The sequence below is a fragment of the Brevundimonas subvibrioides ATCC 15264 genome, from assembly GCF_000144605.1.
In the GTDB taxonomy this organism is placed as follows: Bacteria; Pseudomonadota; Alphaproteobacteria; order Caulobacterales; family Caulobacteraceae; genus Brevundimonas; species Brevundimonas subvibrioides.
Genome location: NC_014375.1, coordinates 1,102,953 through 1,118,795 on the forward strand (window position 1 = coordinate 1,102,953; position 15,843 = coordinate 1,118,795).

General features: G+C 66.7%; 17 protein-coding genes. 1 reads left to right on the forward strand and 16 read right to left on the reverse strand.

The genetic code is table 11. The annotated features are described in order from the left end of the window. The first annotated feature begins 30 nt into the window (after positions 1–30). On the forward strand, positions 31–486 hold the full coding sequence (locus BRESU_RS05475; RefSeq protein ID WP_013268516.1) for a hypothetical protein: 456 nt from the start codon (positions 31–33) through the stop codon (positions 484–486). On the opposite strand, the gene BRESU_RS05480 is transcribed toward BRESU_RS05475, so the two are convergent. The 16 genes from BRESU_RS05480 to BRESU_RS05555 form a co-directional block, all read right to left on the reverse strand. Then, positions 487–3,141, reverse strand: a complete 2,655-nt coding sequence (locus tag BRESU_RS05480; protein ID WP_013268517.1) for a fimbrial biogenesis outer membrane usher protein — start codon at positions 3,139–3,141, stop codon at positions 487–489. It abuts the gene before it with no gap. A gap of 67 nt (positions 3,142–3,208) precedes the next feature. Beyond that, the gene (locus BRESU_RS17325; protein ID WP_013268518.1) at positions 3,209–3,688 is read right to left on the reverse strand and encodes a hypothetical protein; all 480 of its coding nucleotides are present in this window, start codon (positions 3,686–3,688) and stop codon (positions 3,209–3,211) included. Between the two features lie 59 nt (positions 3,689–3,747). Further along, positions 3,748–4,314: a hypothetical protein gene (locus BRESU_RS05490; RefSeq protein WP_013268519.1), complete on the reverse strand. Its 567-nt coding sequence runs from the start codon at positions 4,312–4,314 to the stop codon at positions 3,748–3,750. Positions 4,315–4,532: 218 nt separating this feature from the next. Continuing rightward, positions 4,533–5,264, reverse strand: a complete 732-nt coding sequence (locus BRESU_RS05495; protein WP_013268520.1) for a hypothetical protein — start codon at positions 5,262–5,264, stop codon at positions 4,533–4,535. A 713-nt stretch (positions 5,265–5,977) separates the two neighbouring features. Continuing rightward, positions 5,978–6,460, reverse strand: a complete 483-nt coding sequence (locus BRESU_RS05500) for a hypothetical protein (RefSeq protein ID WP_013268521.1) — start codon at positions 6,458–6,460, stop codon at positions 5,978–5,980. Continuing rightward, positions 6,457–7,068, reverse strand: a complete 612-nt coding sequence (locus tag BRESU_RS05505) for a response regulator (protein ID WP_013268522.1) — start codon at positions 7,066–7,068, stop codon at positions 6,457–6,459. Before BRESU_RS05505 ends, BRESU_RS05500 begins: the two co-directional genes overlap by 4 nt. Further along, complete coding sequence (locus tag BRESU_RS05510; RefSeq protein WP_013268523.1) at positions 7,062–7,421, reverse strand: hypothetical protein; 360 nt, start codon at positions 7,419–7,421, stop codon at positions 7,062–7,064. The genes BRESU_RS05505 and BRESU_RS05510 overlap by 7 nt, the downstream gene beginning before the upstream one ends. A gap of 7 nt (positions 7,422–7,428) precedes the next feature. Then, positions 7,429–7,977, reverse strand: coding sequence for a chemotaxis protein CheD (locus BRESU_RS05515; protein ID WP_013268524.1), 549 nt, complete (start codon positions 7,975–7,977; stop codon positions 7,429–7,431). Next, the gene (locus tag BRESU_RS05520) at positions 7,977–8,366 is read right to left on the reverse strand and encodes a response regulator (protein ID WP_013268525.1); all 390 of its coding nucleotides are present in this window, start codon (positions 8,364–8,366) and stop codon (positions 7,977–7,979) included. Before BRESU_RS05520 ends, BRESU_RS05515 begins: the two co-directional genes overlap by 1 nt. Further along, complete coding sequence (locus BRESU_RS05525) at positions 8,366–9,397, reverse strand: protein-glutamate methylesterase/protein-glutamine glutaminase (RefSeq protein WP_013268526.1); 1,032 nt, start codon at positions 9,395–9,397, stop codon at positions 8,366–8,368. The genes BRESU_RS05520 and BRESU_RS05525 overlap by 1 nt, the downstream gene beginning before the upstream one ends. Beyond that, on the reverse strand, positions 9,394–10,254 hold the full coding sequence (locus BRESU_RS05530; protein WP_013268527.1) for a CheR family methyltransferase: 861 nt from the start codon (positions 10,252–10,254) through the stop codon (positions 9,394–9,396). The genes BRESU_RS05525 and BRESU_RS05530 overlap by 4 nt, the downstream gene beginning before the upstream one ends. After that, positions 10,251–10,727: a chemotaxis protein CheW gene (locus tag BRESU_RS05535; RefSeq protein WP_013268528.1), complete on the reverse strand. Its 477-nt coding sequence runs from the start codon at positions 10,725–10,727 to the stop codon at positions 10,251–10,253. The genes BRESU_RS05530 and BRESU_RS05535 overlap by 4 nt, the downstream gene beginning before the upstream one ends. A gap of 2 nt (positions 10,728–10,729) precedes the next feature. Beyond that, positions 10,730–12,871, reverse strand: coding sequence for a chemotaxis protein CheA (locus tag BRESU_RS05540; protein ID WP_013268529.1), 2,142 nt, complete (start codon positions 12,869–12,871; stop codon positions 10,730–10,732). A gap of 11 nt (positions 12,872–12,882) precedes the next feature. Then, positions 12,883–13,248 carry a response regulator gene (locus tag BRESU_RS05545; RefSeq protein WP_013268530.1) on the reverse strand — a complete coding sequence of 122 codons (366 nt, stop codon included), beginning with the start codon at positions 13,246–13,248 and terminating at the stop codon, positions 12,883–12,885. Beyond that, positions 13,245–13,538: an STAS domain-containing protein gene (locus BRESU_RS05550; RefSeq protein ID WP_013268531.1), complete on the reverse strand. Its 294-nt coding sequence runs from the start codon at positions 13,536–13,538 to the stop codon at positions 13,245–13,247. The genes BRESU_RS05545 and BRESU_RS05550 overlap by 4 nt, the downstream gene beginning before the upstream one ends. Continuing rightward, positions 13,538–15,832 (reverse strand): methyl-accepting chemotaxis protein, encoded by a 2,295-nt coding sequence (locus BRESU_RS05555; RefSeq protein WP_013268532.1) that lies wholly within the window; start codon positions 15,830–15,832, stop codon positions 13,538–13,540. The genes BRESU_RS05550 and BRESU_RS05555 overlap by 1 nt, the downstream gene beginning before the upstream one ends. Positions 15,833–15,843: the final 11 nt, after the last annotated feature.

Here is a 15,843-nt window from a genome sequence, read left to right on the forward strand (position 1 = left end):
TCCAATCTGCGTCCGGAACTGGAGTTGAACATGACCCCGAAGCAGATCACGGCAGCGTTTTTTGCGATGGCCTCGACCAGCCTCGCAACCGCAGCGGCGGCCGATAGCGCCAGCTTCACGATCACAGTCACCATCCCTCCGTTTGCAGAGGCGATTTCCGCGCGCCAAAGCGGGGCGGCTGGCGACTGGACGGTTCTGACGTCCGCCGGCGGCTTTCTCGTGAATCTGCCCGAGACGGTTGAGCCCGCGACGTCAGCCGATGCGGCAGCAGATTCCGCTGTCGTGGCCAGCGCACCGCTTGCCGTCTATCGCAGTGATCGCAACCGGTTCACCTTGAGCGTGGCGGGCGAGGGAGGCGATGTCGCGATGACGCCGTCCGGCACCGTGGCCGGAGCCAATCTGGTGCAGGTCAACTATCTCCTGCCGACGCCGGTGTCGACGCAGAGCGCGGCAACGCCCCTGCAGGTCGTGTTCGCCGGGCTCTGATCAGAGCGGCGGAACCGAACAGGTCAGGGTTCCCAGCGCCACGACACCGCGTTTTGATCGGTTCTCAGGCAGGGCGATCGTCGCGATCGTGCCGCAGGACGTTCTTCCTGCGAGTGTCGCCGTCAGCGGCGCGCCTCCCGGTCCGGTGATCGAGAAATAGCCGTCCTCGCTGGTCACCGTAACGTCGGCGCCGCTTTCGATACGCGCACCCGGAACCGGGAAGCCGGCGCTGTCGACCAGGCGCCCATAGACGGTCACGACGCGCGTCGCGCTCCATTCCAGTCGCACGACGTTGCCGGGATAGAGCGGGACTTCACGCGGCGTCAGGTCGATATCGAAGGGTGGGGCCGCCTCTGGCACCAGGCCAATGCGCGGTCGCGTGAAGGCCGGCAGGGCGATCGCCGCACGCTGGTTCACACGGATGGTCTGATAGGGCAGATCGTCGATGACCACCCGGAAACGGCCGTCGCTGTCGCCTTGATCCACGGTGTCTTCCAGGTCCACCAGGACCGCCGCGTCGCCGATACCGTGCGAGCCCAGCTGAAGAACACCTCCGCCGTACAGGAAGCCGGTCCGAACATTACTGGTGAAGAAGGTGTCCGTTTCGTCCGTCAGGCGGGAACGACTGACGCCCACATAGACGTCCGCGTCGCCTACGCGGGAGGCGGCGGTCCCGGAGAGCTGCAGCCCCACATCGCCGTTGGAAATGCCGGCGCTGGCCGATCCGGTCAGTTCAGCCTCCCGGAACTGCGCCGAACGACTGTAGCCCGCCACTGCGACCGGATAGAGGCCATCGCGCTCGTCACCGCTGGGTGTGCGGGACGAGATGTACTCGCCACCCAGGCTGGTCGTGGCCGACGCCCGCGGGCCCATTCCGCGCAGGAAGGTGAAGCGGATGCCGATGCGGTTTTCGATGTCGGACGCGACGGCGTCCACGGTCATGAAGCCGGTGCCTAGACGGGTGGCAATGACCGGCCGGCTATAGTTCACCGCGTAGGTGTATCGATCGCCAGACAGTTCGGTGTCGGAGACGCCAATCCGTCCGCCGAGAGACCCCCCCGCGAACGGTGCCTGCAAACTCGCGTAGACGCTGTTCTCGGATTGCAGGAAGGGTCGGTAGCGCTGCGAGCGAGTGAGAGTCGTCAGATCGAGCGGGATCGCCTTGACCGACCGGAGACTGACAGATCCGGTGATGGCTCTGAACTGGAAACTCGTGCCCAGGATCGCCGAGTACTGGCCCTCTGGTCCCAGGGCAGCGCCGGCAGCGGCGCGGATCTGGCCGCGATAAATCTGCAGGGCCGCTTCGGGATAGAACTCGCCGTCGACGGAGGTGAAGCCGAGGGTCACGCCTGCCGCCCGCCCGACGCGCCGGCTGGCGCTGGCGCTGAAGATGGCTTCACCCGTGCTGTCGGGCAGGAAGGGGCGCCGCTCGTCGACGGCGAGCAGGCTGTTGAAGTTGTCCGCCGCCCGCACTCCGGCGCGAAGGCTGAAAATCGTGCGACCTGGAGGCGGAAGGTCTGCGGCTCGCGTGAAGGTCCGGACTTCGTCCAGCGTGACGCCGCTGGCGTCGCGCACGACAATCCGTATCGGATAGCTGCCACCCGGCAGGCGGCTGGTATCGATCAACTGAAGGCCGCCACTGTACTGAGCGGCTGAGACCAGCGCTCCGTTCCGGTAGATTTCCACGCGGCTGGCCCGCGGCAGAACGACGTCGATCGGCGTGGCCGCGAACTGATCCTGATCGAGCTGTCCGCCGTTGAACGACGAGACCTCCGCACCGAAGAACCGCAGGTTCGTCAGGGTCAGCGAATTCTGGGTCTGCAACACACCGCCTGCCAGACGCACGTTGTCCCGATACTGCTGGAGGTAGCCTTCTTCCAGCTGCATGCCGCGATCTTCGTTGGCGAAGATGCGACTGACGGCAGACGTGCGTCCGATACTCCCCAGCGTGTCCAGACCAAAGCCGTAGCGAAGACGGGAACCGCCGGACTCGTCGGCGGAGATCGTCCCGCTGAAATTCTGGATCAGCGAGGGTCCTGAAATCGGCATGCCCAGCCGTCGGCCGCTCGGTTCCCCTGCGCTCAGGTATTCTCGGCCGAGGAAGAGGTCGACGCGAAAGGTATCAGGATTGACGATCACGCCGCTGACGCCGCTCGGAAGAACGCCGCAGGCGAGTGTCTCGTTGGGAAGGCAGCGCAGGTTCTCGTTCGAGGCGAGCGGCCTGGCCAGAAGATCCGCGACAAGGGCCGGGTCCGCCCCCGGGATCTGGGTGGACAGGCCGGCCGCATCGATCAGGACGATCTGGCCGTTCTCGAGGCGGCCGTTGAAGGCACCGATGCGGCGGCTTTGATAGAAGACGTCGAACAGGGTCTCGATGGGGCCGTCCAGATCTTCGAACCCCGGCGGTGCCGCGGCCTGAACCTGGGCGGCCTGGGTCAGATCCGAGTCTGCACCGGACAGAACAGGGGGGGCGGTGCGGATCGGAGCGTCCGATGCATTCACCGGTCCAGGGATCGACACATCATCCTGTCGCGGGATCGCGGCCCATGCCTCAAGCGGCAGAAGATTGGCCAGCAGGGCAAGGCTGGCTGCCGATGACAGCCAATGGCGAAACGTTGCGCGGTGGCGCGGCGTTTCCAAAATCTGTTGGGTCATGCCGCAAGGTTCCAAAGGCCGCGCATCGTTCTGGGTTCCGTCGGGCGGGCCAGCCGTTGGACTGTCGTCAGCGTGGTTCGACCGCGATGGTCACCTGGTCACTGTAGTTGCCCGACGTCGCGGCCGTGGCCGCCATGGTGTCCAGCGACACGATGATCCGTGCGTTTGGTCCGCTCGCGCAGGTACGCGCAGGATCCACCACGCCCTCGAAGCGTGCGACGGATGTCGTACCCGAGAGAACGGCCGAGCTGCTGGTTCCGGCGCTCTCGAAAGCCACGACGTAGGGGACGGCCTGGCGCCCCACCAGGCCCAGACCGCTCGCGGTCCGGATGCTGATCTCGTAGCGACCCGTCGGGCTGCTGACACAGACAGGCACGCCGTCACGTGATTGGCCGCGGCCATTCCAGTTGAGGCTTGCTGTGGTGCCGTTCGGGATTGAGACGCTCGCGGTGGCGGGCGCAATCGCGTCCTGGCCCCATGCAGCACCCGCTCCAGCCATGCTGGTCAGGGTGAGGACTGAGCCGCAGATCGCAAGTCGCGGGATCATGATCAGCTCCGTGAAAAGGGCGGGACGGAGGTCCAGCGGTGGACCTCCGTCCCGTTGGATCAGATCGCCTTGGCGATCACGGTCACGACGCCGGTGTAGGTGCCGGCGCTGGCGGCCAGGATGTCGGCGCGGCTGAAGGCGACGATCAACTGGTTGTTGGATCCACCGATATCCGAGCAGTCACCCGTGTTGGGGCGCGTGCCGGTCTTGGCGTCTGCCGTGAAGGCAAAGCTGTCGTTCGGGCCCATCTGGCGCGAGACGGCACCGGCGGTGTTGTTGACCGTATAGGCCAGCGCGCCGTTCGGGCCCGAGAGCTTCCAGCGGTTGTCCGAACCCGTGCCGAAGGCCACGCCCGTGACTTCCAGCTCATAGGTGCCGGCGCTCGTGACGTTCGAGTAAACGCAGTAGTTCGGGCGCTGGGTGATGTTCGGGTTGCTGCTGTTCAGGAAAGCGGCGCCGATGTTGAACGTCAGGTCCGTGAGGCCCGAGACGCGCACGACCGGATCAACGGTTGCGGTCAGGTTGAAGGTGTCCTGCGAGGTCGCGCCGTACTGGCTGTCCTGTGCCTGGGCGGCACCGGCGAGCAGGGCGGTGGCTGCAAAGCCGAGAAGGATTTTCTTGATCATGCTGATATCTCTTTGAAGGTTGGCGAAGCGCGTACGGCGGTATGCCAAAGGCTTCGGTGCTGTTAATGAGCCGTTAATATTTGGCGCGTCAAGCACAATTCGAACACAAGATAGTAATTAATTAGTATTAATTCATCAGAATACAGTAAAGCAATCCGCCTAAGCGGATCAATGAAGCTAATATACTGATGTTTTTACCCCAGAGTCGCTGAAGTCCTCTAGAACTCTATCAATCGGTCCTCGCCATTGGCTGAGGTGCGTTCCCGGAACCGGACCTGCGCGTCGGGCGAGTCCAGGGCGATCCGCCACTGGGCCCCGGCGTACAGGCGCCGATCCTCAAGGGGAGCGCAGCGTTCGCCTTCGGGGGCAGCGACGCAGGTCTTGCCGTCGAGTAGCAGGGTGTTGGTGTTGCCCTCGTTGGTGAGGACCAGTTCTTCGTCGCCCCGGACGGCCTCCAGGCGGGACTCGGGCTGGGCGGGTCGCGCCACCACCAGCAGGTCATAGGCGGTGAGGACCTTCAGGCTGATGCCTCGCTCATCTCCGCTGGCTTCGCCGGCCTGGACCTCTCCGACTTCGGGCGTCACGCGGATGCGGTAGACCCGCTCTGCCGCCAGTTCGGGGTTGATAGACACGATCCGGATGGCGCGCGTCGCGCCTGGGTCGAGGACGAGGCGGCTGGGCGATACGAGCAGGCCGAGCTCCTCCGGGTTGGAGCGCGCTATGCGTTGCTCTTCGGTCGTGCCGGGGTGAAGCATCTCAACGGGCGCGACCGAGATGTAGTAGCGATCGGCGCTCTCGTTCTTCAGCACGACATCGGCTCGCCCCGTGGAGGTCGTGTCGAGATCGATCCAAAGCTTGTCGACGACCAGTTGAGCGGACGCGGGTCCAGCGACTGCAGTCAGACTTGACGTCAGGAGCAGCCCTCCAAGGGCCACCAGCCATTTACGCATCTTACTCGCTTCCATACTTCAGGCGCATTTCACGATGGCTTGCCTCGGCGAACGGGCGACGGATCCGACCGGATCGATCGCCGGCGCTCGATGCCGAATGCTGACCGACGAACGGCATGAAGGCCGGGTCCGAACGGGGGCATCGGGACGGATGCTCCCGTCGGCAGCGCGGTCCTGAGAGGGAGTGCGATCAGGCGGATCGTGCGTCACCAATCGAACGGCGCCTTCCGCGCCAGAAACACACAGGCCCGAGGCCGGTCGGTTCTGACGTTTTCATGGCTATTCGTGTGTTTAGCGCTCCCCCGCTGTCTCAACCGACGGGGTTTATGGCGGTTACTAAAACCTTAAGCGTCCTCAACATTGATTAGATGATCCCCGCTATTCGATCGGCGTTCTTGCCCGGGTTGCAAAGTTCGCCCCGTTGGCGAGTCCTGTTCAGAGCTTGGGTCGGGGGGACGCTCGGCAGGGTTGGCCGCCGGCTGACCGAAATCCCGGGCGCAGGCCCAAAACCCGCCGGTGCCCGCGGCAGGACTCCTGCAGCCGCACTGAGCGGTTTGCGGGATCAACAGGCAGGATGATCAAAAACGGCGACATCGGTTGGGCGTCGCCGGCCTGGCCGGGAAACGTCGGCGCAGGGCGCGACGGTGCGTTCCGTCGCGGAGTGTCGTGACCCGGGTCGGCTCAGGCCCCTTGGCGGGGATCTTTGTGAACCGTCACTGAGGGTCGGTTGTCCGCGCGTGAGACCGGACCCTGGCCGCGCACTGGTCGAGGCCAAGGATGAGAACGCCGACGTTCTCGGGAGCCACAGCGCCCCGCCGCACGAGCCTCAGGAGGTTCGCCACGGGCGTCAGCGACCCATCCAGCCAGACGTCGGCTTCCATCAGCGCGCCGACGAGACGGGCCGCGGCATGCAGGGTCTCGGCGAAGCCCTCGATCCGGACCGTGGCGCAGAACGACAGCATCTCGTTGATCGCAGCGTGGATCTGCCGAAGCTCCTCGGGCGTCGGTCGTCGCGACGGGTTCGCCGTCAGGGCGCAGACCCGTTCGAGCGTCAGGTCGATCTGCTCCATGCCCGCGGCGGACAGCTCACCCAGATTCCCTTCGGCCCCGGCGACTGCTTCCGACACCAGAATGCCGCCGGCCTTGCGATACTCGCGCTGAAGCGCCGTCTTCACCCTTCGGACGATCACGGTCATAGCGACAGCCTCTGCGGTTTGACCATGCCGTCGAGTTCTTCCTGGCTCATGTTCGCACCGGTGGGCTCGCCCAGTGTACTGCTTCCGTCGCTCTTGCGGCGTCCCGCCGCCAGTTCGGTCGGCACACCCTCGAATTTGAAGCGTCTGTCCGGGCCCGTGTAGTGGTCCGACTCGATGAAGGGCCGGTCCGCGCCCGCGACCCAGAGGATGCGCTGCATCAGGATCGCCGGCGAAAGGGGTTTGGTGATGATAAAATTCGATCCGCAATCGCGGGCGTTGACCACCTCCGGCTCGATGGCGTGACCGGTGATGACGAAGATCGGCGCGTGGCAGTTCGGATCCAGCCGGGACGTCCTCAGCCAGCGCACGAAGTCGGGTCCGCTCTCCTCGCCCAGCTGCGCATCGCACAGGATCATGTCGATCGTATCTTTTTTCAGGATCGCCTTGGCTTCCTCGACATTGGGCGCGCGAAAGATGCGGTCCACGCCGAAGCCGAGCAGGGTCTGACTGAGGATGTCCAGCCCCATGGGGTTCGCATCAACGCACAGCGCCTTCAGCGACCGCAGGTTGATCCGGACCGGCGCGGGTGATGGCGCGGGGCTCACCATAGCTCGCACTCGCCACTGGAGGCCGCGACGGCCGTCCGGCCACCGGCGTGAAACCGCTGTGCCAGGCCGCTCAGCGTCGAAGCTTCGGCCGCGCTCTTCACCAGACCGATGTCGAGGATTCCACCGTTCGCCGCCGCCGCGGTCGAGAGCCGGCTGCAGAGCACGGCCATCTGCTCGATATGCTGGACGAGAGCGTCCAGCTGCTGGACCTCGACGAGGGTCTCGTGCGGCCTCGGATGGGTTGCGAGCAGCTGACCGGCGAGATGCTGAAGACCCTCACCGGCCAGGGCCCAGCAGGCCAGTTCATCCGAAAGGCCCAGGAACAGATTTTCGAGCGTGTGATCGGTGGCCATGATGCTCTCAATCAAAAAGTTCGACCGCGCCCGTGTCCCGGGCGGGTGCGGTGACCACGACGCGTTCGCGAGCGATCACGGCAGCGTCCTGCACCAGGTGCTGGGCCGCCGCGCCGGTCGAAGGCGTGAAGTGGATCCGTCGCGCCAGCGTCCCACCCAGGCTCTGGCTGATGATCGGGATGCCGTCCTCGTGCAGGAAGCGACGAACGAACTCGGCGTTCTTGCCGCCGATGTCGTTGAAGCTCGTCGTCATGCGTGCGCCACCGAAGACCTTGGCTTCGAGCCGATCGCGCCGCGCGCCGAGCGCCAGCAGGCCGTTGATCAGCAGCTCCATCGCCTGGGCCCCGTAGCGGCGATCTCCTGCGCCCCCTCCCGGTGCCTCGGGCAACAGGAAGTGGTTCATGCCGCCGATGCCGGCCACCGGGTCCCGGATGCACGCGGCGACGCAGGATCCGAGGATCGTCGAGAAGACGACGGATCGATCACCGCTCACCTGGTGCGAGCCCTGGCCGACGTGAACACGCCGTTCCTGGATGGGCTGCAGGTCGGACGTCATCAGGTGAGCACCCCGTAGACCGCCTCGATCTTCTGCCGCAGGGTCGTCACGGTGAAGGGCTTCACGAGGTAGTTGTTGACGCCGAACTGCTGGGCCCGCTGCACCAGATCGGTGTCGGCCCGGCCGGTCAGCATGATGAAGCCGGTATTCTTCAGGGCCGGCGTGGCGCGGACCGCGCGCAGGAAGTTCAGCCCGTCCAGCTTGGGCATGTTGTAGTCCGAGATGACCAGATTGCTCTTGTGGGTGAGCAGGGCGCGCAGGCCGTCCTCGCCGTCGACGGCGTCCTCGACATCGGTGATCCCGATCTCCTTGAGGCCGATGCGGACCAGAGACCGGATCGTCTGCTGGTCGTCGACGACCAGGACACGAAGGCTTGAGGCGGCAGGCATCAGCGAGCTCCCGGGGTTGTCGAGGCAGCGGAAAGCGTCGCCTGTGCGATGCGGCTCAGGGGGAGCTGGCGGTCCACGGCGCCGATCTCGAACGCCGCGCGCGGCATGCCGAAGACCACGCAGGTGTCCTGGTCCTGGCCGATCGTAGCGGCACCCGCGTCATGCATGGCCAGCAGGCCGGCTGCGCCGTCCTTGCCCATTCCGGTCAGGATCACGCCGACGGACCGGGACCCCGCCGTGCTGGCCACCGAGGCGAAGAGGGCATCGACCGACGGCTTGTGGCCGCTGACGGGGCCGTCGTCGCCGAGTGTGCAGCGCAACGTGCGACCGCCGGTGACGCGAAGGTGCCGGTCGCCGGGGGCCAGATAGACGTGACCCACGCGCAGCTCATCGCCCTCATTCGCCACGCTGACGGACGGCGCACCGAGGCGATCCAGCCGGGCCGCCAGACTCGCGGTGAAGGTGACCGGCATATGCTGTGTGATCACGGTCGGCGGGCAGTTCGCGGGGAAGGCGGAGATGACCTTGATCAGGGCCTCCACGCCGCCGGTCGAAGCGCCGATGGCGATGACGGCACCCGACGGCGCGTAGTTGGACGCCGGAGCGGGGGGCGGGGCGGGCGCGGTGACCGGTTGCACCCGGGCATGGGCCGCGGCCTTGACCTTGGCGGCCAGGTCGCGAAAGCCCTCGCCGCCGCCGACGACCGGCTTGCCGATGCAGTCGACGGCTCCCAGTTCGAGCGCGGCAATCGAGATGTCGGCGCCGCGCTGCGTCAGGGTCGACACCATCACGACCGGGATGGGCCGGAGCCGCATCAGCCGTTCCAGGAAGTCGAGGCCGTTCATGTTGGGCATCTCGATGTCGAGGGTCACGACGTCGGGATTCAGTTCCTTGATGGCGGCCCGCGCCTCGATCGGATCGGCGGCCTGGCCGATGACCTGCAGTTCGGGATCGGCCCGCAGCGAGTCGATGATGAGCGCCCGCATCGTCGCGGAATCGTCGACCACCAGGACCTTGATCGTGCGGCTCATGAGGAGGCCTTCAAACGGTAGATTGTGAGTCCGGCCGACACCAGTTGCGGGATCAGCGACCGCTCGGAGTGGCCGATGTACAGCCGTCCCTCCGGCGTCAGCCGATCGGCGAACCGCGTGAAGAGACGGGTCTGGGTCGGCTCGTCGAAGTAGATGGCGACGTTGCGGCAGAAGATGGCGTCGAACTTGCCGCGCATGGGCCAGTCCTCCATCAGGTTGATCGTCCCGAAGCTCAGGATCTCGGTCAGGGCGGGCGTGACCTTCCAGTTCCCACCCTCGACCCGGGTCATGAATTTCGAGCGCAGGCCGGCGGCGATCGGCTCGACGTCGCCGTCGTTGTAGATGCCGCGCCGGGCGTGATCGACGACGAGGGGATCGATGTCGGTGGCCAGGATGCGGATGTCGTGTCGGGCGGCTTCGGGGAACGCGTCCAGCAGCGTCATGGCCATCGAATAGGGTTCGTGGCCGGCCGAGCATCCGGCGGACCACATCCGCACGCGTCCGCCCGCGCGGGCCTTGGCGATCAGGGACGGCAGCAGGTCCGTCGTCATATGCTCGAAGTGATGCGGCTCGCGGAAGAAGCGCGTGACGTTCGTGGTCAGGGCGCTGAGCATCGCCGCGTGTTCCGGGTGGTCCGGGTCCGACCGCAGCAGGTCGCAATAGGCGCGGAAGCTGTCCAGACGAAGCTTTCGAACGCGTTTGGCGATGCGCGAGTAGACCAGCGTCGCCTTGGCGTCGGCGAGGTGGATGCCGGACGCGGCGTAGAGCAGGTCCGCGATCGCGCGAAAGTCGGCCGTGGTGAAGGGGAATTCCCCGTCGCCGGCCTGGTCGTCCGTGCGCCGCTGGGCCGCAGTCATGCCGCCTCCTGCACGATCTCTTCGGGCAGCAGTCCATCCAGCGAGATCAGGCTGATCATCTCGCCATCGATGGCGATGATGCCCTTCACGAACGCCCGCACGGTCTCGCACGAGATGTCGGGCGTCGGCTGGATCAGGTCCTCGCCCACGGTGAGGATGTCGGACACGGCCTCCACCAGAAGGCCGACCGTCTTCAGGCCGATCCGGGCGACGATGATGACGTGCCGGGCCGACGGGGGCGTCACCGGCAGGCCCAGACGCGCGCCCAGGTCGATGATCGGCAGGACCGTGCCCCGCAGGTTGATCACGCCGCGCACATAGGAGGGCGACTGGGGCAGGGGGGTCGCGGGCGCCCAGCCACGGATTTCGAGGACCGACTGGATGTCGACGCAGTATTCCTGCTCGCCCATTCGGAAGGCGACGAGTTCGCGTTCGGCGGTCGAGGAGGAGGAGGGGACGGGGGTCGCGGACATGATCAGCTCGCTATGGCCAGTTGGGGTGGGGCAGACGGTGCGGCGCGCTTGCGCAGGTTGATCAGCGCGTCGACGTCGAGGATCAGGGCGACGCGGCCGTCACCGAGGATGGTGGCGGCGGCGATGCCCTCGACCTGCTGGTAGTTCAGCTCGAGGCTCTTGATGACGACCTGTCGCTGGCCCTGGATCGCGTCGACGCGGAGAGCCGCGAGGCCGCCCATGCCGCTCTCGACCAGCAGCGTCACGCCCGGTCCGACGGCCGGAGTCTCGGTCCAGCCCATGGACTCCGCGACGTCGATCATCGGAACGTAGGCCCCCCGGACCGAAAGCACGTGGCCCGACGGGCCCAGCGCCTGGACGTCGCCGGCCTTCGGCTGCAGGGATTCCACGATGGCGGTGATCGGGACCACCAGGGTCTGCTCGCCCGCCGTCACCACCATGCCATCGAGGACGGCGAGGGTCAGCGGCAGGCTCATGGTGAAGGTCGAGCCCTGACCCGGACGCGACAGGATGGTGATCCGGCCGCCGAGCGCCTGGATGGAGCGTTTGACCACATCCATGCCGACCCCGCGCCCGGACACGTCCGAGATGGTCGCGGCCGTCGAGAAGCCGGGCGCGAAGATCAGGTTGTCGACCTCCTCGTCGCTGAGGACGGCGGAGGCCTCGATCAGGCCGCGCTGGATGGCGATGTCGCGCACGCGTTCGCGGTTGATGCCCCGCCCGTCGTCCGAAATCTCGATGACGATGCGGCCGGAACGATGCATGGCCGCCAGCTTGACGACGCCTTCCTCGGGCTTGCCGGCGGCGCGGCGTTCCTCGGGCGTCTCGAGACCGTGATCGATCGAGTTGCGAAGCATATGGGTCAAAGGCTCGGCCAGGCGCTCGATGACCGTCTTGTCGACCTCGGTGCCTTCGCCCTCGGTGATGATGCGGACCCGCTTGCCGGTCATGGCGGCGACCTCGCGGGCCAGGCGCGGCATGCGCTGGAACACCGACTTCACCGGCTGGGCGCGGATGGCCATGACGCTGTCCTGGATCTCGCGCGTGAGCTGTTCGAGATCGTCCAGGCCCAGCGCGATGTTGGACGACCGGGCGACGCCCGACTCCATGACCCGCTGGGCCAGCATGGCCTGGTTGATGACCAGCTCGCCGACCAGGTCGATCAGACGGTCGACGCGATCGAGCTCGACGCGGATCGTGGCCTGAACCTGGGCATCGGCGCTCTTGGCGTCATTGGCCGCCGCAGCCTCGGGGGCCGCGGCCGGGACGGGCGAGGGTGCCGCTGCGGGCGCGGTCGGCTCCGGGTCCAGCGTGATCGCGGCGGCGACGGGCGTGAAACCGGGCATCTCGTCCTCGACGGCGGCCGGCGCGGGCTCGGGCGCGACGGGTTCCACCTCGAACAGGCAGTCGCCATCCACGAACTCGAACACATCGACGATCCGGTCGCGGGTGGCGTCGGTCGTCAGGGTGACCGTCCAGGTCAGATAGGCTCCGAGGGGATCGAGCGCGTCCAGCAGCGGCACGTTCATGTCGCAGGTGACCGACAGCGAACCGAGACGGGCCAGCTCGCGAATGAGCGGCAGGGCGTCGTTGGCGTTGCGATACATCACGTCCTTGGGCGTGAAGCGCACGCACCAGACCGGATCGCTCTCTGGCGCGGCCTCCGGCTCGGGATCCAGCGACAGCATCATCGGCGTGAAGCCGAATTCGTCCGCGACCGGGAGCGTGGCCTCGGTGGCCGGGCCCGCGCCGGGCTCGCCGCCGCCCACCAGCGCTTCCAGCTCGGCCACGATCATGGCCTCGCCGTCGCCCATGGGGGCCCCGCCGGACTTGGCGGCGTTGACGTGGTCGGCGAGATGGTCGGCGGCGCGCAGGAGCACCTGGATGACGTGCTGTTCCGGGGCGAGGGAGCCGCTGCGCACGGCGTCCATGGTCGTTTCGAAGACGTGGGCGAAGCGCACCAGGGGTTCCAGTCCGAACGCACCCGCGCCACCCTTGACGGAGTGCACCGCGCGGAAGACGGCGTTCACCGTTTCCTCGTCGCCGCCACCGGTTTCGAGCGTCAGCAGGCCGGCTTCCAGATCGCCGAGCAGCTCGTCGCATTCCTGAAAGAATGTGGCCTTGATGGCTTCCATCGGATCCATGATCTGATCCGTCAGGCTGCGACGCGACGGATGGCGTCGATCAGTTTCACGGGGTCGAACGGCTTGACGATCCAGCCGGTCGCGCCGGAATCCCGGGCCCGCTGCTTCTTGGCGCTGTCGCTCTCGGTGGTCAGGACCAGAATGGGTGTCGACCGATGCCGTTCGGTGCGCCGGACCCCCTCGATGAAGCCGAAGCCGTCGAGGTTGGGCATGTTGATGTCGGTAATGATGACGTCCGGCTCATTGCGACCCAGAACGTCGAGGCCGTCGAGGCCGTCGACCGCCTGGACCACTTCGAACTCATCCCCCGCCAGAGCCAGCCTCAGCATGTCCCGCATCGTGCGAGAGTCGTCGACCGTCAGGATGCACATGGTCATGCGGCTATTTCCTCTTGCTGATCCAGGACCGGGGCGCAGCCCAGCTGGTCGAAGGCCGTCCGGACGGCGGGGCTGGGGTCCAGGAGGCGCAGGCGAAAACCGTCCTCACGCCAGGTCGCGAAGCTCGACAGCATCAGCTGCAGCGCCTGCGCGCCGAACCGGTCGACCTGGGAGGCCTCGAGATCCAGGTCGTTGCCACGACGGCGCACGATGTCGGCGTGGGTTTCGGGCAAGGTCGAGGCATCCATCCGTCCCGGAAGGACGAAGACTTCAGGGCCGTGGCCGGTCATCAAAAGTGCTCCCACTGCGGTTCGTTGCTCTGGGCCAGGGCGGCCCCGCCGCCGGCGGCGCGCCGGACCGGAACCGGTGCGGACTGCCGTGCGAAGTCGGCGATCCGGGACTGGGCCTGACGCACCGCATTGGGCTTTGCGCGCGCCGCCCGGGCCGGAGCGCGGCCGTCCTCGGAGACGTGGAACTTGCCGACCAGGATGGCCAGTTCCTCGGCTTCCTGGGACAGGTTGTGGCTGGCCGCGGTGGACTGCTCGACCATGGCGGCGTTCTGCTGGGTCGTCTGGTCCATCTGGTTGACGGCCGTGTTGACCTGGCTCAGCGCGGTGGCCTGTTCGTGGGCGGAGGCCGTGATCTCGGCCATCAGGCCGTTGATCTCCGAGACGCGCTCGACGATGGCGGTCAGGGCCTGACCCGTCTCGCCGACGAGGCCGACACCGTCCTTCACGTGGCCGCTGCTGGCCGCGATCAGGGTCTTGATTTCCTTGGCCGCTTCCGCCGAACGCTGGGCCAGGGCCCGGACCTCGGAGGCGACGACCGCGAAGCCGCGACCCGCATCGCCGGCCCGGGCCGCCTCAACCCCGGCGTTCAGGGCCAGCAGGTTGGTCTGGAAGGCGATCTCGTCGATCACGCCGATGATCTGGCTGATCTGGTCCGAGGACCGTTCGATCTCGCCCATGGCGGCCACGGCGCGACCGACCACGACACCACTCTGCTCGGCGGCGGCCTTGGCCCCCACGACGACAGTGCCGGCGCGCTCTGCGCCTTCAGCCGTGCGTTTGACGGTGGCGGTGATCTCGTCCAGCGCAGCCGCCGTCTCTTCCAGCGTGGCAGCCTGCTGTTCGGTCCGGCGCGACAGGTCGTCGGCGGCCTGGCTGATCTCGCCGGCCCCGGACTGCATCGCCGAGGCATTGGTGCCGATGACACCCATCGCCTCTTCCAGCTTGTCCATGGCGGCGTTGAAGTCGACCTGCAGGCGGGCGTATTCGCCGGGGAAGGTCCGGGTGATGCGGTGGGCCAGGTCGCCGGCGGCCAGGGCGCTCAGGCCCGCAGCCGTCTCGTTGACGATCTCGGCCTGTTCGCGGACGGCGATCGCATCCCGCTCGGCCCTCTCTTCGCGCTCCAGTTCAAGGGCGGTCTGATCCGAGGCGAACTTGACGATCTTGTAGGGTTTGCCGTCCGCGCCGACGATGGGATTGTAGCGGCCGTCCAGGATCACCTTCCTGCCGTCCTTCGCATAGCGGGTGAACCGGTCGGAGACGCCTTCGCCGGCCGCCAGCCGGCGCCACATGTCGGCGTATTCGCTCGACGCTGCGTAGTCGCGATCGCAGAAGGTCCTGTGGTGGCGGCCCTGAACCTCAGCCAGGGAATAGCCCATGATCTTCAGGAAATTCTCGTTTGCCTTGATGACGTTACCGCTCAGGTCGAACTCGACGATGCCCATGGCCTGGTTGGCGCCGACCATCATGTTCTGGCCGTCACGGACGGCGATGGAGGAGCTCTCCAGGGCGATGCCCTGTTCCTTGAAGATCTGGACCGCCCGGCTCATCGAGCCGATCTCGTCGCGACGCTGCAGGTTGCCGACCTCGACGGTCATGTTTCCGGCCGCGAGCTTGTCCATGACGTCCGTCAGCGAAACCAGGGGTTTGCTGATCGCGCGGGTCATCATCAGTCCGATCACCACAGCCGCGATCGCGGACAGGATGGCGCCGATGATCAACGCGATGGTGGCCCTCTGCACCGCTTCGGTCAGATGCACATTCGTCGCTTCGCGCAGCGCGACGACGTTATCAACGAGCCCGTCAATCGCGTCTTCGGCTGGTCCGATAGCGGCGTCCGAAGGTCCGTCGCGGCCCACGAAGCTCGCTGCCGCGCCCCGGTCTCCGCCCGCAAGGATGCGATTGCCTTCGGCTTCCACCAGTCGATACCAGGCGGTGGACGCCGCCGTGGCCGTATCAAACCCTGTCTGCACCTCTGCGGAAAGGGGATGGGGATAGGCCTCGATCGCAGCCGCCGCGTTCTTCTCGAAATTCTCGCGGTGGCTGGCGAGGCGCTCCATATAGTAGCGGTCGCCGCTCAGCAGGAAGCCACGGAAGGCGTTCTCCTGGCGTGCCAGATAGAAGCGCGCCTGACGCAGGCTGCCGGCCGACGCGGTTTCGGCCTCGAGGGTTGCTCGCGCCGTCTCGATGTTTCGCAGTTCAAAGACCGCGAAGCCTCCGAAAAGGGCGGTCACCAGCGCCAGGAAGCCGAACCCGGCGGCCAGCTTTCGGCTGATTTTCCAGTTTGAGAAGTTCATGATTCAGTCCC

Excerpts from the sequence above, each read along its gene's own strand:
- BRESU_RS05555 (WP_013268532.1), bottom strand. The coding sequence starts at position 15,832 with ATGAACTTCTCAAACTGGAAAATCAGCCGAAAGCTGGCCGCCGGGTTC.
- BRESU_RS05500 (WP_013268521.1), bottom strand. The coding sequence starts at position 6,460 with ATGACCGTGATCGTCCGAAGGGTGAAGACGGCGCTTCAGCGCGAGTAT.
- BRESU_RS05550 (WP_013268531.1), bottom strand. The coding sequence starts at position 13,538 with ATGACCGGCCACGGCCCTGAAGTCTTCGTCCTTCCGGGACGGATGGAT.
- BRESU_RS05545 (WP_013268530.1), bottom strand. The coding sequence starts at position 13,248 with ATGACCATGTGCATCCTGACGGTCGACGACTCTCGCACGATGCGGGAC.
- BRESU_RS05540 (WP_013268529.1), bottom strand. The coding sequence starts at position 12,871 with ATGGATCCGATGGAAGCCATCAAGGCCACATTCTTTCAGGAATGCGAC.
- BRESU_RS05520 (WP_013268525.1), bottom strand. The coding sequence starts at position 8,366 with ATGCCTGCCGCCTCAAGCCTTCGTGTCCTGGTCGTCGACGACCAGCAG.
- BRESU_RS05510 (WP_013268523.1), bottom strand. The coding sequence starts at position 7,421 with ATGGCCACCGATCACACGCTCGAAAATCTGTTCCTGGGCCTTTCGGAT.
- BRESU_RS05490 (WP_013268519.1), bottom strand. The coding sequence starts at position 4,314 with ATGATCAAGAAAATCCTTCTCGGCTTTGCAGCCACCGCCCTGCTCGCC.
- BRESU_RS05515 (WP_013268524.1), bottom strand. The coding sequence starts at position 7,977 with ATGACGTCCGACCTGCAGCCCATCCAGGAACGGCGTGTTCACGTCGGC.
- BRESU_RS05475 (WP_013268516.1), top strand. The coding sequence starts at position 31 with ATGACCCCGAAGCAGATCACGGCAGCGTTTTTTGCGATGGCCTCGACC.
- BRESU_RS05480 (WP_013268517.1), bottom strand. The coding sequence starts at position 3,141 with ATGACCCAACAGATTTTGGAAACGCCGCGCCACCGCGCAACGTTTCGC.
- BRESU_RS05525 (WP_013268526.1), bottom strand. The coding sequence starts at position 9,397 with ATGAGCCGCACGATCAAGGTCCTGGTGGTCGACGATTCCGCGACGATG.
- BRESU_RS05495 (WP_013268520.1), bottom strand. The coding sequence starts at position 5,264 with ATGCGTAAATGGCTGGTGGCCCTTGGAGGGCTGCTCCTGACGTCAAGT.
- BRESU_RS05530 (WP_013268527.1), bottom strand. The coding sequence starts at position 10,254 with ATGACTGCGGCCCAGCGGCGCACGGACGACCAGGCCGGCGACGGGGAA.
- BRESU_RS17325 (WP_013268518.1), bottom strand. The coding sequence starts at position 3,688 with ATGATCCCGCGACTTGCGATCTGCGGCTCAGTCCTCACCCTGACCAGC.
- BRESU_RS05535 (WP_013268528.1), bottom strand. The coding sequence starts at position 10,727 with ATGTCCGCGACCCCCGTCCCCTCCTCCTCCTCGACCGCCGAACGCGAA.
- BRESU_RS05505 (WP_013268522.1), bottom strand. The coding sequence starts at position 7,068 with ATGGTGAGCCCCGCGCCATCACCCGCGCCGGTCCGGATCAACCTGCGG.